The organism is Bacillus sp. EU63, assembly GCF_038592915.1.
Taxonomy (GTDB): Bacteria; Bacillota; Bacilli; order Bacillales; family Bacillaceae; genus Bacillus; species Bacillus velezensis.
The window spans coordinates 2,005,138-2,021,040 of the sequence record NZ_CP151944.1; the positions used below are offsets into that span (position 1 = coordinate 2,005,138).

The window sequence follows — 15,903 nt, forward strand, 5'->3', positions numbered from 1 at the left end:
CTCTATATACGTTGATATATAAGCTTTTTTAACAATGCTTGTGCTAAATTTGTGAAAAATATTTTAAGTGTTTTTATCTGTGTGAATTTCGAATTCTTAAAGATATTTATTTTACTCCGAGTTTCAACGTGGTAAAATTTTGAATAACATTTTATCGCGAAAGGATATGAGCATGAAAATCTTTGAAGCAACCACCCTGCTTTCTGCCGCTAAACAACGCGCAAACGAATATAAAGAACTCCGCGGCCAGATGGTTAACCTGAAAAAAGCATTTCAAGGCATGGCTGATCTCGGTGACGGCGATTTCTCTGGCCGGGGCGCAGATAACATCAAAGCCTTTTTCCAGGACCACGCCGGCGTCACAGACAGCTGGCTTGATCTGATCGATATGAAAATCGCATTTCTCACAAGCCTTCCCGGCAAAGTCGAAGACGCAGGCCTTTCCGAATCTCATGTAGAAGAATCTTTTCTGGAGCACGAACTCACCCATGCCCTCAGTAAATCAAAGGCGATTATGGAAGAGCAGAAAAAGGACATGCGCTCCATCCTCGGAGAGATCGAAGACATCATCTCGCTTGATCTGTTTTCAACCGAAAGCACAGATCAGAAGCTCTCTTCAGCTGACAAAAAAAGAATCGAAACGATACATAAACTCGGCAAACTTGATCACGATCTAACGAAAGAATACGCAGAAACCGAAGCAAACGAACAGTTCATCCAAGCCGACTTTCAGCAGTTCCAAAACGCTACAGGCAAAGGAAAAGGCGCCACGCCGCTTCACTACAACGCCAAAGCGTACCGTGAAAGCGACATCCATAAGAAGAAAGGCGAGATTGCTAGGCATTCGGATGCTTACCTTACGATTAAGAAAGAAGAAGCAAGAGAACGTGAGGTTGAAAAACTAAAAGAAAGGCTAAACAATTTCGACTATGCGAATGCCGATGAGTTCTACTCAATGGCTAAAACAATCGGCTATGAAAACCTGACAAAAGAACAGCAGCGTTATTTCACTCAAATTGAAAACACGCAAGAACTCACAGACGGTTTCAAAGGGGTTGCAGTCGGCCTTTATGATGTTGGGAAAGATACTGTGTTAGGTCTGAAAGACCTCGCTGTCGGCGCCTGGGACTTTTATCAGCTCTCTGATGAACAAAAGGTTGTTAAAACGATTTCTACCGTATTGAATACTCCGTCTTACGCAAAAATCATATGGACAAACCTAGCCGATTCGTGGAATGATCAAATGGTGAATGGTGATACGTACTCTCGAGCGCACTATGTCTCCTATGCGGTGGGCAGCCTTGTCGGCCTGAAAGGTGTGGGCTCGACGGTTAAAGTATCAAACAAACTCGCAAAAACAGGCTTCTCCAAGGTGGGAAAATTATTGGAGCCTGGCGCTGCAAGCCATGTACACACAGGAATAAAAAACGGAACAGACTATATCAACTCTTTATTGAAAAATAAAAACGAACCTGCCCTTGTTGGAATAGCAAAAGATATTGAAAACACCCATAATGTAAAAAACACCCCGCTTTTAAAGAAAGAAATTCAAAAAAAGCAAGATATGCTGACACAGGCCGCGCCGTTCACACATAAAGATGCCTTTGGAAATACAGTAACAACTAACTTAAAAAATGGTCATTTAAAAAATGATGTGCATCCTATAACAGGTATACCCTATGATAAAGATGGTTTTCCAATATTTGAGCCCGTTGCAGAAGTGAAAATTGATAAGTCATTATATCTTGAAAAAGATACTGTACAGTTTAAAAAAGCAACCGAACTCCTGTTGCAAGAAATCAACAAAAATCCCGAGTTGAAAAATCACTTTACAGAAATGCAGTTGAAGCAAATTTTAAAAGGGAAAAAACCAAAAGGGTTTACGTGGCATCATCATCAAAATGAAGGTATAATGCAGCTAGTTGATTCAGATATACATGGTAAAACAGGTCACACTGGTGGAAGAAACATCTGGGGCGGAGGTTCCGAATACAGATAAAAGGAGAGTAATAACATGGTTGAATGGGATTTCGGAGAACATCCTATCAGTAACGAAGAAATTCAAGAAGTAGAAAATACGCTACAAGTAAAGTTCCCAAAAGATTACTTAGAATATGTCAAAAGTTATTCTGGCGCAACACCAACTCCTGAGACTTTTGATTTTGAAGGAAGAAAAGGGATTGCTTTCGGATACTTACATAGTTTTCATGAGGATAGTGAGTCATACATAATAAACGTTTCTAATCGTTATCGAGACGGCAGAATGCCTGATAAAGTAATTCCTATTGCTGATGATGTGTTTGGTAATGAGATCTGTTTCGATTTTAGAAAGAATCATAGTAATCCCCCTCTTGTTTTTTGGGATCATGAAATTGCATTTGAAAATCCAGAGGGGGCTCTGAGTCATATATGTAATTCGTTTACGGAATTGGTAGATAAGCTCTGCGAAGAATAGAAACAAAAAGTCCATATAAACAAAGCCCTTCCCTTTTGAGAAGGGTTTTTTGTTATTTCGATAATATTTCCAGTATTGCTTTTGTCTTCGGTTCGCAATTCCAATCATTATCAAATCCTTTACAAAGCATAGAAATGAATCCTCCTTTGCTTTAAAATGTAAACGTTCGTTTTAAAATAAGAGGGGGATCATATGATTATTCTTGGTATTGTTGCAACATTAGCAACCTTTGTCTTTATTACAGCATTGATTTTTATCTTCTTTGAAAAAACTAAGAAAATAGGTAAACAAATAGCTCCAATAAGCCTTGTTTTGGCTTTATCTCTTTTTTTTATTATGGTTACGTTAAATCGAGATTCTCACAAATCCAAAACCGAGGATGTCACTGCTGCCACAGAAAGCACTACAGAGGAGCCAATGAATTCTGAAGACGAGGGGGACTCTTACGTTCAGAGAGTTGAGGATAGCCAAAAAGAATTTAACTTTAGTCTTGATGAATTTGTACAAACTTTCAATGAAACTGCCCAAGATATTGAAAACAATGACCTTAGCCTAATTAATAAAGATGATATCGGAGATTTTAAACTTACCGAAGTCAAAGATGTTACAGTTTACACAAGAGAGCTAAAAACAGATACTGATGGCTCCGGTGGAACTTTCACTTTGGCAGCATGGTATGACAACAATCATAAATTCTACCGTTTACAGTTAAGCACCTCTGGTTCAGATAATATGGCTTCTCCAATAGGTCTGGCTAATATATTTGCTGTTTTTCAAACTTTAGGAATTGATGAAGATCATTTATATGACCTTTTAAAAAGTGACGAAGAAATTCTTAATGCAATTGATGGAGACTACTCTGTTACTATGGCTAAAATTCCATCAATATCGCTAATAATAAATATTGAACCAAAATAAAAACCCCCTCAAAAGGGGGCTTTTTCGTTATTGCTTTACTTAAACCATTTTTCCATATTGTCCAGACACATACCGCCGTTTGCCACCGTGGATGACTTCCCAATAGCCTTTAGAGTTGTTTGAACCTTTAACAGAACCTGAGATGTTAATTGTCTTGCCGAGACCAATTGTATCCACATTCTTGGCGTTTTTACGGTCTGGTTTGTCCATAATAATGGCAGCACTTTTAACACCAACAATTTTAATTTTGCCTACAGACTTAATACCCCCGCTAGTCTTGTTTGAAGGTTTAGCAGGAGCAGATTTTGAAGGGGTTTTCCCTAACTCTGCATCGCTCTTGATATATCTTACATTAACATAACCGCTGTATGTGGCTCCTTTAGAATTGGTATATTTAATGTAACCCCAACCATTTTGAGTCGATCCTTTTTTATATTGGACAGTCGAACCTTTAGGAAGAGCAAGCACAATAGACGAGTTGGCATTGCGTTGAGTTCTCACATTAAGGCTGTCAGCAACAACTGTATTTTTAATATAAGATTCTTTTGTTTTATCAACAGGAGAATTTACCGTTTTAGACGGGGCGCCGCTGATACCTGCTTTAAAGGAGTCCCATCGATCAAGCAGCTTGCGCGGACAATACTTGCCGGACCAGTGCTGGTGAGGGACCACGTTTCCAAGGGAAATGCCCTGCTCCTTCATGAGCTTTTTGATCAGCCATTGAGCATTCGCCACGGCTTTCTCAAAATCCCCATCGCTATTCTCGCAAATTTCAATGCCGATAGATTTCCGGTTGCCGGTGCCATTTCCGTCGCCCGCGTGCCAGCCGCTTTCATTCAAGGGTAGGTGTTGATAAATCTCTTTGTCGTCTACTGTAAAGTGCCAGCTGGTGGGTGTTTCCGGATTTTTCTCATAACGGGCGTGCATGGCAGCGCTTGCCCCTTTTGCCGTGTTCGCCGTGTTGTGAACGGTGATATATGCCGGGTCCATTGCATATCCCGGTCTGTTATTGTGCCCCACTGGAATAAAGTCTTTAGTGATTTTCACCATGTTTCATCGTCTCCTATTCTGTTTTGAAATATAAAAAAGCCGCCGGATTAACCTGCGGCCTGATCGTCTTTTTCTGTTTTTTGATCGTTGTCGCTTTCAATTACGTGAAGCCGGTCAGTGATGACGGCCGGAATTTTAACGCCGATCTGCGCTAAATTCTCTGTGATGGAAAGGCCTTCATTTGCAATATAAAAAAGAACGGTCGCAAAGGTCAGGACGCCGTTCAGATCCATAATCGTATCAATAGCATTCGCCACAATAACCACAAGGAAACTGAGCATCTTACGCACATAGCCGAACCATGCGCTACGGCTCCGAAGCTCCTTGAATTTCCATGCCTTTATCACACCGGTAATGATGTCAATGATGTTCAGCACCAGCATTAAATCAAGATATTTCACCTCCCCAAAAAGATATGCTCTTGCGATCTGTAAGCTCTCAAAATTCATCCACACGTATATTCCCTCCAATTGTTATCACCTCCTTCGAGGCAAAATAAAAAACACCTCTCCGGGTGTTGATCAGTTTGCGGCGCCGCCTAAATCCACACTGACAGGCTGTTTTGTCATCGGATAGGTTAAGCCGGTTATTTGTTTGTATTCATCTTCTGTAATTCTTCCCCACTCAACAAAACGGGCCACGTCTGCATTACTGTAATACTGCGGCCCCCATCCGTAGATGGTTTTTACGCTTGTAAACCAATCCATCATACCCCTTTCCCCCCCTCCGCCAGCATTAGATAAAGATTGGCAATCATTTGCGCTTGTGACTCGGCAAGGCTTTGCGCTTCCGCAAGTTGTTCTGTAATGGCCGCGTTCTGAGCTTTCAATTCATCAACGGTAAAAGGCACCCGCCCGCTTTCAATTTGCTTTTCCAGGGCTTTTTTTTCTTCCTGGGTGGCCGCCTCCGTCCATGTCTTCTCAGCGGGATGATACATCGCCTTTATGAAAGACGGAGGCTGGACGGTTGTACAATTCTCAGGGATTGTGTAGTTCCCTTCTTCATCAGGCTCAACCGGAACGGGTTTAGTCAAAATGAAATTTTCATCGTATTCATAAACCTGAATCATGCTGTCCCTCCTTCCTGAAAGCCGACGACCACATCCAGATAGTAGCCTCCGCCCATCTTACTTGAGTCCGCCGGGTCCGGGTATTTTATTTTTAAATCCCCATTATCATAAATGATCAAATCGGCTGTGCCGCCTGTACCACTTAACGGCACTGTTATAACGGAACCGCCAGCAGGTGCGTATTCCGCGGGGATGGAGCCGAATATAATTTCGGCGTCTGTTTTCACATGCCCCCGTAAGATTAAAAACGCCCCCCACTTTGCGTACATCGGTGTCCGCGTCCCTGCGGCGGCTCCATTCTTCAGCATGATGTTGGCATAGGTGGCAGCTCCGTTCCATGTCTTCCGTTCAGCTTTAGAAATATGTCGTTCTTGGTTGTAATTATGGGCCGTGAACTGACGTAATAATTCTTCCAGTTCATCTTTAAAACCCGCTGTGAACAGCTTTGATAATTCTTCTAATGTATCTTTGAAAGGTTTGGTAACATGAATGTCCGTATTATTGGCGTGAGTATTTACCTTCTCTTGCGCCCCGCTTTCTGTTTCTTTACTGTCCCAAGCCTTCCGATCTGCTGAAGAAACATGCTTTTCTTGATCGTTCGCATGGGCGTCTACTTTCTTTTGCGCGCCGGAGGGAGTTTCCTTGGCATTCCACGCCTTTCTTTCGGCAGCTGTAATGTGCTTTTCTTCGTCATTCGCATGTTCATCCGTATAAGCTCTGGCCTTTTCCTCTGCATCATCCGCCTTCTGCTGCGCGCCCTCTTTCGTTTCAATAGCTTCCAGATCGGCAAATTTCTTCTGTAATTCCTCGACAGTCTGACTGATTTCTTCGACAATGTGGTTTATCCCATCTCTCAGCGTTTCAAAATCATCAATGTAATAGTCAGCTGTCGGAACGATGTTCTGATCCTCTAACGTTTTGGCGATAGAGAAAGTAAAAAATGAAGTCGCCAGCGCTTGGCCGTTCGTGTAATATAGTTTGATTTCCGCCTTAACCGTTCCGTAATGCTTGAGTTCTGCATTGGACAACACATATTCCGCTGTGCCGTTTACCTTGTCAGTGATGGTGAGGCTCTTTTTATAAAACGATCCATCATCATACAGTAGGACAATTTTTGCATCTACGGCTGACAGAGGCAACGGTACACCATCCTTTGTAAAAGAAAAAAACAGCTTTGCGCTGCCCGTGTCTTGCGTCATAAATTGTATATTTGTACTCCGGCCATTGATTGGATTTGTATTAATGTTGATCGGCACGCTGCCCGTTTTATACATCGTCTCTTATCCCTCCTTAGTGCTGCGGTGTAACCATCATTTGCGCCACACCGTATCCTTTTTCCGCATCGTACGGGGATTCAAATCTCATCACAGTTCCGTATCCGCCGCTTTCCGCCTTTGTCGCGATGCCGTCAACTGCTGAAACACTGTCACCGACGTTAACGGTATCATCAACGCGCACAAACACTTGACCAATCAATCCAATAATATGCCACTCGTCTCGTTCCTCTCGTGGCTTGTACTCAGCTTCCGGATCATAGTTCGGGTTCTCAGCTGGAATCGTAATGATGTCCTCACCGTCAAATACTTCCCGGTAGATAATGCCGCCAAATTCATCACGAAGAAAACGATCATTCCAATAGAAGGCAGCTCCGCCAAGCACAACGCCGGCAGTCTTAGAAACGACCCCGAGTATCTTGTCGCCTTCTTGCGCTTTTCGGATTTTGTCCCCCTCTAACGCTACAAGATAAGATGCCTCTATCTTTGCTCCGTCAGCTGATTCAAAATACTCCGCCAAGTCTTTTAAATTCGATACACTTTCTATTGCGCCAGTAGCCTTGACTGTTCCATTCTTTGCGTTTAATTCAATTTTTTTGTTGGCTTCCGAGGCTTTGCCGTTTCCATGGCCTAAAGCCAATGTGTAAGATTTACTATTCTTGGTAGCCTTCGAGAACATGACACCCGAGGACGGCCCGTCTCCTGTTGTATGAGAATCGTATGAAAACATGACGCCGTTGCGCGATCCTTCCGAGGAAGAGCCGCCGGCGTTTCCTGCAAGCAGGTTGCGCTCACCTTTCGCGTACGTCGGCCCCGTACACGCAATAATCGCACTGTATTTCGTAAGTGCATGTCCTGAGCTGGAAGCTGCTCGAAAGCCTCCCTTGACGTTATTCGGAACGACTGAATGTTTTTCTCCGGCAAGGACAGCCGCATCTTTATAGCCGTAAGCTCTGACAAGAAAAATATTGGTCTGGGTGTTCGGGGATGTAATGCCGGCCGTTCCGCTTGCCACATGCATAAGGCCATTTAACAAGTTGACATTATATACGCCACCCCCTATCGCGATGCCGGTTCTTGCGGAATCATGGATAACAAAATCAGAAATAAACACGTCGTCAGTCATCTGATCGCCGCCGGTAATATAGATGTCACAATCAGCCTTTTTAAATCCGGTTATATGCAAGTTGTTTACTGTTATCTTCCTACTCTTATACTGGAAAGCAACGATCGAGCCGTCTTTGTAATCATATGTTGGATCACCTATGGCTTTGAATCCGATAATCTGAACACGCTGGTACGCCGAAACGACAAGGGCTTTCGGAGCTAATCCTTCATAAAGCGAATTATAGACGGGTTCCCGGGATGTGCAATCTACTAACGTCACATCACGAGCCGTCTCGCTCCAAGGGTCTTTTACAAGATGGTGATCAATATGCCGTAAATCAAATGAGCGAACGTCACGAAAAGATTCGTGGCCGCGGATATGAACGTCACAAGGTGCCGGCCATTTCTTGTGGGCTTTTACTTCTACGCCCCGCACATTCCCCTCTGTATAATTATCTATAACCCAGACATGCTTAGAGCCGTCGTCCACTTCAATTCCGTTTGAATTGGCTCCCCCTTTACGGTGTGCAGTGCCGCGGGGGTTCGTCATCACATTATTTGTGATGAAAATATACTCGCTGTAATGGGTCGTAATGCCGTCATCACCATACCCCGAACCGACACACTTGTCGATCCAAATATATTTGCTCCCCGTTGCCGTGTAATCTTTTGCTGTAATGTCATAAGAAGGCGCTGATACATCGAAACAATGTAAGCCGGGATTAATGCCTTCAACGCCGCGCGCAATACCAAACTTTACTTGTGCGAAAAGAAGACAGCTTGAATGTACACCTCCCGTTGCGCCTACTCCGCCCTGACGATCAGGATTCCAGTCAAGCGACATACCTTCCACAACGATATTCCGGTTGCCTTTCGCATGATCAGCATTTGTGACAACCCACTCACTGGCCGGGGTGTCTTCGTGCAGTTTTAGCGTGGTGACGCCCATGCCCTGGCCGATCAAATATGTCCATGACGGCAGCTTTACGCCCCCTATCACGTATTCTCCGGCTGATAGATTGAGCCGCACCTTTCCGTTTCCGATCGCTCTTTTGAATGCTTCTGTGCTGTCTGTCTCCCCGGTAGGGTCGGCCCCGTAGTCGTCTACGTTAACGTTTCTGGTGATCTTACGTAGAAGTTTGTTATATTCCTTATCAAGACGCTCTTTCAACAGTGGGGCAATTTCCCCATCAGCAGTAACACGGGCATCCACTACTTCTTTTACATTTGTCCCGTCGGCATTAAGAATGAGATTACGCACCCGGTTATAGAGTCCGTCAATATAAGTTCGTAAAGAAAAGCCCCCGTGATCAATTTGCTCAGAAGTATGTGCTGTAGCAGCTTTCTTATGACGGGTAATTTCACTTTCAAGTCCGTTTATGCTACTCTCGATCGCTTCCATATCACCAGATAGCTCATCCTCATAACGAGAGTTTCTAGTGGTATCATAATTTTTTTTCAACCTCAACACTGTATTCACTCTCCTTTTCGACAAAATAAAAAACGCCTATCAAAGCGCTGTCAGTATTTGATCAATATATCGTTTTTGTTCTCTCAGCTTCTTCGCTTGATTCACCGCAATATCTTGTATATCTTTTCTGAAATTGGCAAAAGTCAGCTTCGGGCTGCTGTATGGATTTAGCGGATTGTATTGGATCGTTAAGAGCCGCACATCATCCTCATAAGTCGTTCCGTCTGCTGTGTCGGCTAAAATGTGGACTGTATCGCCTTTCCAGAACGGCTTTTCAATTTTAAGCAATTTTGGTTCGTATACATATTGATAATCCACACTGACGACTGTTTCCGGATATGGATTCACATGTTTTTTCAGCGCAGAAACCATGCTGCCCGACTTTTTTATAGTTTCGTCTCTGATCGGGTCGGCCCACTTCGGTTTACCTTCCCGCAGGAATTTCTTTTCCTCTGGATGGATGTACAAGATCGGCTCAAATACGTATTTCGGTTTTTTGTCTGTGCTCTTACTGTCTTTAGACATCGCACCATATCCCCACGCACGGGTAGAGCAGTTTTGCGAGTTGGTTTTGATACTGATGCCCGGCATATTGTAACGAGAGTCAAATGTGAAAGGAATCTCTTTCCCCATTTTCTTATAGACATGAATTTTATAATTATCCACGTCAAGCTCTAACTCATAATCATTTATGAGCTGATCTATTAATTCGGTAGAGTTTTTATCACCAAAATTCTCTTCTTCGGCGGTGGCGAATTTGCTTTGTGGCTCTTCCAGCACATATGAAAAATCAGTACCTTTTAACGCAATGTCAAAGGCCTCTTTTACGGTCAATTTCTTCGTTACTGTATCATCCACTCGATTCTCAGCAAGCAAAACGGTAAATATATGATTGGCCGTGATTGTTTTTGTCAGGACGTTTTTAGCCTGCTTCAAGTCTACATCTGTAATATAGTATTTTTGTTGTTTGAATCTCCTTTCGTCAATGTAAAGAATATTGTCGTTGATCAGTAAATCGAATTCAGTCGCATTGCTCTCTGTTTTGGTAATCGTAAAGGTAAAGCTCTTTTTCCCGGTAGTATCGTCTGTAAGATCAACGATCACGCCTGTTACTTCCACAACGTCATTTCCGTCTTTCGTGGAAACATGCAGCTGAGGAAAGTCCACATCTGACGGCAGTTTTTTATTAAGAGGGATGTCGTTACCCGCATATTCTTTACTCGGAAAGCTCGGTTCCTCTTCTGGGGTCTCCGGGGATTCTGGATCATCAGGCTCGTTCGGCAATTCTGACGTATCGTCATATTGCATCAACTTATACTGTTCGATCATGATAATTAATTTATTAGCATAGTTGATGTCTGTTGCGTAGCCAGCTTTTTGAACGGCCCGGCATGCTTTTTTATAATCCGTTTCCCCTACCACTGCTTTATACCGATCAAGACGATTATATAAGCTTCCCAGATCGGCCAAACTCTCAGCGTATGAAGGGTACTTTCTGAATTTAGCTTGTACCCTCTCAACATTTCCGTATTTGTCCTGCTCGCTGGTCCACATCAAAACGTATTTTCCGTTATAGGTTCCCTTTATCCCAAACAAATTGTAAGCTTGTTTGGAAAGGCCGCTCGTGCCGAACCCACTTTCCAGACAGCCTTGAGCAATGACAAGACTGGCAAGGACGTTATATTTTTTCCGTACCTTCTGCGCTCCTGGTACCAGACTTTTAATAAAGTCAGCCGCAGCCATGTCACCCCTCCTTACTTATAATAAAAACGAGTATCAAATAAAATTTCAAAGTCATTTGAGTTTATAATTTCAAAATCGTTCCATCCTACATCCAGTGTCGGCAGACGGCCGGATGTTTTCAGACGCTTATCCCCGATTACAGTGTACTGCCTGATGAATGTGACTTTTTGCGAGCGTTTTAGCTCCTGCTCAATTTTTAATTTTTCCCCGTTCGTTCGGTTCGCAATGGTTACGTTTGTCCCTTTGGCCCAGAGAAAGACCTTATAATCATGCTGCAGAGTGTTGACCGCGCCGCCGCCGGGGTTGTAAACGCTGAATCGTTTTTGGTTCTTGAAATGATATTCAAGATCATCTCTCCGAAGGATTCCCATGCCGGGACTCCAATGCTCCCCATTGAAATTCTGGATGGTAGAAGAGGTATATTTCGACTCGGCAAGCCCCAGAATGTCCGTGAACCCTACTGTAAATGTGGCATGATTTTTCTGTTTGTCCTTAGTGATAGTAAAATTCCCGTCACACGTAACAAGGAACCGACGGTTAGGCAGAAGGTCCGTCGAAATATAATAAGGAAACGGCTGCACTAACAATGAATAAAGTTCATGCCTGTTCTGATAAAAGGTTTCGGGAATGATGGAATCTAATAAAAAATCAACCTTGATGTCTCTCTCTTTGTAGACAACGTCCCGGGGGTGCTGCGGCAGCACTAAACCGTTTATCCTTGGGAGGGTCGTTGTTTCTCGTTCAATATTCGGTGAGTCAGGCGTGAAGCTGCGCACCTTAAAACGGGGGAGAATGCCTGTTAAACTTTGTTCCCCCATACCGTTATTAAAATCAATATATAAATCTAGCATTATGATCTGACACCGCCTTTATAGGCATTCTGGTTGTATCGGTCTGCAGCTTTCTGATCAAGTATCCTGCCATCTCCTTTTTCAAAAGCGATCGTCGCAATTTGTTGGCCGTCCATATGCACCGCAGCCGGATGGATGATAATAGGCTGCTGAGGTAATGCGGCCTGGCCTGCCCCGCCAGACTGTTGCTGAGACAGGAGTGTGATTAGAGCATCGAGCTTTTGATTTAAGGCAGGCGTGTCAACTTCATTCCGAATGGTAAGCTCCGACTTCATTGAAATGAGCTGATCAGCAGCCCCCTTTATGTTGAAAGCCATCTGATTTAATTCCTGCTTAAACGAGGTCATCGCGTTCTGCGCCATAAAAGCAGCGCTTTGTTTTACGTTTTTGGCTTTGTCCTCTATCCCTAACGCAAACCCATCAGAAAAGTTGTTTCCTTCCGCTTTTGTTAGTTTGGAGGGAGAATGAGAGTCAATTGACTTCTTTAAAGTCCGCAAGGCGGATTTCCCCAAGTTCCATGCCGCGCTGAAGAGAGAGCCGTTTTGCGATCCCATTCCATTTATAAAGCCGGTTACAAAGTCAGAACCGACACTTTGTGTCTTAACGCTTTTCAGCCCTGTTTTTGCGCTGTTTGCAACACTTTTTCCGGCGCTGTTTGCTGTGCCTTTTTTACTGAGAACGCCGCTGGCCAATTCAGTTCCGGCCTTTTTACCGCCTCCGCCGTCTGAGGTTTTGGCTAAATTGTTCGTTACCGACGAGCTGAGAGAGCCGGCCGCAGATGTATTGGCACCTTTGGTAGACGTTAAACCAGCTTTATGCTTATTTCCTTTGTTTTGTCCTGCTGCATTTGCTTGCCCGCCGCCTTTCCTCATCTCATTTAAAGCAGATTGAAGTATAGACGATCCTGCCTGTGCATTACCGGGCTTTGTAGAATTGATACCGGTACGAAAGGCATTTCCTTTATTCTGTCCGGCCTGTGCGGGCGTGGCGTTATCTGCAGAAAGCGAATTGTTAAGGGCTTGCTGTAAGACCGTTCCCCCACCAATAACTGCTGGTGTGGACTGCTTCAAGCCAGCGGAAAAGTCCTCAGCAACCTTCTTTCCTGATTGCCCGGCATTTGTAGGTTTGTTTAATTCATTTTCAAGGTTAGCAACCATCTGAATGGCTTCTTCACGTGCATCTTCTGCTGACAACCCTATTCCTTGGTTAAACTCTTCCAAACCTTTTTGCACCTTCTCGATCGCTTGCTCTTTGCTGTTTCCTAATTCCTGCAGAAAGTCTATTTGCCGCGCTGCCCATCGTTCTTTCCAATTGGCATCATTTTCATCAAATTCTTGCACCATTCCCAGAGAGTTAGTAACAAATTCTTTCTGCTTCTCAAAAGCTTTCCCGGTTTCAAAATCAAGCAGTTTTCCATCTCTAGACATTTTAGAGAAAAGAGAGCTTAGGTTCTTTTCGTATTGAGCAGTATTTTGTGCAATTGCCTCGTTGTTTGCGGCTACTATCCCTGCTAATGCAGCTTTTCTTTGCTCGGGTTCCATATATCCCTGCGCAAATAACTTTTCAATCACAGTTTTGCTGTGCTCCATGTCTTTCTGCGCTGCCTTTGCACCATCTTTATAAACTTTATTAATATCATTGTAGTATTTTTGAGCTTGTTTAAAGGAGAGCTCCCCTTGTTGTTCTGTTACAGCCTTTTGCATAGCCAAAGCCTCTTTTTGATTGGCTGCAAATTTACTGCTGGCCTTTGCGAAGTAAGAGGTAATTTCATCAAATCGTTGTCGCTGAGAGGCATTCATATTAGCTAAAATAAGCCCAGTTTCTTTTTCTAACTCTCTTAATTGTTTAAGTTTATCCCTAGCCTCTTGCTTATCTTTATCAATTGAGCCAACTATCTTATCAGTCATCTTTTCGCCAGCTTTTTTGGTTTTTTCGCTGGTATTAGCATAGATCCCTTTTAAGACGACTAAAGCATCCTTCTTTAACCCCTCAAGTTCTTGGATGAGTTGGTCCCGCATGTTGGAATAAGTTTGAACTATATCAGATGACATTTTTTCAGCTTCTGAACCCGATACCCGGGTCAATTCAAATAGCTGTAGTTCCGCCTTTTCCCTTAAATCCACATAGGCGGAAGCAGATTTTTGTGTTGCTTTAGAAACCCCCTCACCGTAAAGCAAGGCGGATTCTCGCGCCTCTTCTTGCTGCTTTTTCTGGTTCTTCAATTGCTCAGTGTAAGCGTATGTAGCAACTGAAATGCCGCCAAGCAGCGCTGTGCCTCCGACAATCGCAAGGCCAACAGGACCGGTAAACGCTAAAAGCGCCCCTATTCCAGCTGTAAGCGTGGCAACGGCTGTCGTAACCCCTAATACACCTGTCGCCAGAACGGCTGTTTTCGCTATGGTTTGCACGGTGCCGGAATCCAGATTATTAAACATCATAATCAAGTCGCTGCCTTTGTTTGCTAAATCGCCCAAGGCGGGCAGCAGGCTTTCCGTCAGTTTGATTTTTGCTCCTTCGAGTGCTGACTCAAAAGCTATTATGCTTCCGTGTGCATTATCCAGCATTGTATCCGCCATCTTTTTGGCGGCTCCATCTGATTTTTCAAGCGCCTTAGTATTATCTCCCAAAGCCTTTGAACCTTTTTGAAGAAGGACAGCCCAATGTTTATATGCTTCAGCGCCCACAATCGTTTTTAATGCGGCCGCCTGTTGCTCTTTGGTCATGCCTTTCAGACCTTTTTCCATTTCCTCAACGACTTCCGGCATGCTTTTCATGTTTCCGGCTGCATCGAAGAAATCAAAACCTAATTTTTTGACAAGCTTCGAAGCCTTCCCCGTTGGCGAAGCGAGACGGATTAAGGATGTACCAAAAGCCTGCCCTGCAATTGAACCTTGCAGACCTGCGTCACCAAAAGCCATAATGGCGGCCGCTGATTCTTCCATTCCCCAACCAAGAGAATTAGCGTTCGGCGCCAAAAACTTCATGGCTTCGCCCATCTGTTCGACGTTGGTGTTTGCGTTGGCTGCGGCGTAAGCAATGACGTCCGAGGCGTGTCCTGACTCTTTTGCTTTTAGAGCAAAGGCAGACATGATATTTGATGTAATATCCGCGGCTGCGCCTAATTCCAGTTGGCCAGCTGCCGCCAGACTGAGCATCCCGGGCATTGCGTCATAAATGTCATTAACCTTAAATCCGGCCATTGCCAAAAAACCCTGTGCATCCGCTGCCTGACTTGCTGTGAAGACAGTGGTTGCACCGAGTTCTTTTGCTTGTTCTCTCAATTTCGCGATCTCTGCCGCCGATCCGCCGGAAATGGCCTGGACTTTACTCATTTGCTTTTCAAAGTCCATGCCGACCTGAACAGCATCACGTAGGGACAGAGCCAGCGCACCAAAGGCGATGCCCGATGTCATAGCTACTGACGAACCAACGGAACGCATTTTTCCGCCAATTGAATCCATTCGTTCGCCCATGATCCGAACACGGGAGGAAGCTCTTTTCGCTGCCTCCTCTAACGCTTTTATCCTCTGAGTCGTACTATTTAGCGCGTTTTGCGTCTTATTCATTGCGGCAGTAGCGTTATTTAAACGGCGGGCGAGGGTTTGAGTTTCTTTAATGTCTTTCCCTTTTTTTATAGCCGCGTCTGCATAAGCTCGCTCAAGAGCCTTTACTCTGCGTTTATGTGTTTCCAATTGTTGTGTTAATGTTTTTTCGGTTACTTGAGCAGTTTTTAATTCGTTTCCCCACACACCCACTGCCGTACGGTTTTTTTCAAATTCCGACTTCAAATTTTTCATTTGAACAGCACAAGCGCTCATTTCTTTTTTAAACTCAGATGAATTCGAATACAGTCTGACCTTTATGTCTTTGCTCAACCGGGCACCTCCTTATCCGAGAAATTGATCGATATACATAGGTTCGTCATTGTTTTTGGCCTTCGTTTGTGTCTTCTCTTGTGATTTTCT

General features: G+C 44.0%; 12 protein-coding genes. 3 read left to right on the plus strand and 9 right to left on the minus strand.

Going from position 1 to position 15,903, the window contains the following annotated elements:
• Nucleotides 1–172: 172 nt before the first annotated feature.
• The 3 genes from NYE38_RS09685 (at nucleotide 173) to NYE38_RS09695 (ending at nucleotide 3,373) form a co-directional block, all read left to right on the plus strand.
• Nucleotides 173–1,999, plus strand: a complete 1,827-nt coding sequence (locus tag NYE38_RS09685) for a T7SS effector LXG polymorphic toxin (protein ID WP_342400437.1) — start codon at nucleotides 173–175, stop codon at nucleotides 1,997–1,999.
• Nucleotides 2,000–2,014: 15 nt separating this feature from the next.
• A complete protein-coding gene (locus NYE38_RS09690; RefSeq protein WP_061046729.1) occupies nucleotides 2,015–2,455 on the plus strand; it encodes an SMI1/KNR4 family protein in 441 nt (146 codons plus the stop codon).
• Between the two features lie 192 nt (nucleotides 2,456–2,647).
• Nucleotides 2,648–3,373, plus strand: coding sequence for a hypothetical protein (locus NYE38_RS09695; RefSeq protein WP_061046728.1), 726 nt, complete (start codon nucleotides 2,648–2,650; stop codon nucleotides 3,371–3,373).
• Between the two features lie 39 nt (nucleotides 3,374–3,412).
• On the opposite strand, the gene NYE38_RS09700 is transcribed toward NYE38_RS09695, so the two are convergent.
• The 9 genes from NYE38_RS09700 to NYE38_RS09740 all read right to left on the minus strand — a co-directional run bounded on the left by NYE38_RS09700 (nucleotide 3,413) and on the right by NYE38_RS09740 (nucleotide 15,813).
• The gene (locus NYE38_RS09700) at nucleotides 3,413–4,423 is read right to left on the minus strand and encodes an N-acetylmuramoyl-L-alanine amidase (RefSeq protein WP_065180829.1); all 1,011 of its coding nucleotides are present in this window, start codon (nucleotides 4,421–4,423) and stop codon (nucleotides 3,413–3,415) included.
• Nucleotides 4,424–4,470: 47 nt separating this feature from the next.
• The gene (locus tag NYE38_RS09705) at nucleotides 4,471–4,893 is read right to left on the minus strand and encodes a holin family protein (protein ID WP_025852350.1); all 423 of its coding nucleotides are present in this window, start codon (nucleotides 4,891–4,893) and stop codon (nucleotides 4,471–4,473) included.
• Between the two features lie 51 nt (nucleotides 4,894–4,944).
• Complete coding sequence (locus NYE38_RS09710) at nucleotides 4,945–5,133, minus strand: XkdX family protein (protein ID WP_015387951.1); 189 nt, start codon at nucleotides 5,131–5,133, stop codon at nucleotides 4,945–4,947.
• Nucleotides 5,130–5,492, minus strand: coding sequence for a hypothetical protein (locus NYE38_RS09715; protein ID WP_014305128.1), 363 nt, complete (start codon nucleotides 5,490–5,492; stop codon nucleotides 5,130–5,132). The genes NYE38_RS09710 and NYE38_RS09715 overlap by 4 nt, the downstream gene beginning before the upstream one ends.
• On the minus strand, nucleotides 5,489–6,766 hold the full coding sequence (locus NYE38_RS09720; RefSeq protein ID WP_129093683.1) for a phage baseplate upper protein: 1,278 nt from the start codon (nucleotides 6,764–6,766) through the stop codon (nucleotides 5,489–5,491). The genes NYE38_RS09715 and NYE38_RS09720 overlap by 4 nt, the downstream gene beginning before the upstream one ends.
• 16 nt (nucleotides 6,767–6,782) lie before the next feature.
• Nucleotides 6,783–9,275, minus strand: a complete 2,493-nt coding sequence (locus tag NYE38_RS09725) for a peptidase G2 autoproteolytic cleavage domain-containing protein (protein WP_340802691.1) — start codon at nucleotides 9,273–9,275, stop codon at nucleotides 6,783–6,785.
• Nucleotides 9,276–9,383: 108 nt separating this feature from the next.
• Nucleotides 9,384–11,087 carry a phage tail spike protein gene (locus NYE38_RS09730; RefSeq protein WP_063636438.1) on the minus strand — a complete coding sequence of 568 codons (1,704 nt, stop codon included), beginning with the start codon at nucleotides 11,085–11,087 and terminating at the stop codon, nucleotides 9,384–9,386.
• Nucleotides 11,088–11,098: 11 nt separating this feature from the next.
• Nucleotides 11,099–11,938 (minus strand): phage tail domain-containing protein, encoded by an 840-nt coding sequence (locus tag NYE38_RS09735; RefSeq protein ID WP_063636439.1) that lies wholly within the window; start codon nucleotides 11,936–11,938, stop codon nucleotides 11,099–11,101.
• Nucleotides 11,938–15,813, minus strand: a complete 3,876-nt coding sequence (locus tag NYE38_RS09740; protein WP_340802687.1) for a phage tail tape measure protein — start codon at nucleotides 15,811–15,813, stop codon at nucleotides 11,938–11,940. The genes NYE38_RS09735 and NYE38_RS09740 overlap by 1 nt, the downstream gene beginning before the upstream one ends.
• Nucleotides 15,814–15,903 lie beyond the last annotated feature (90 nt).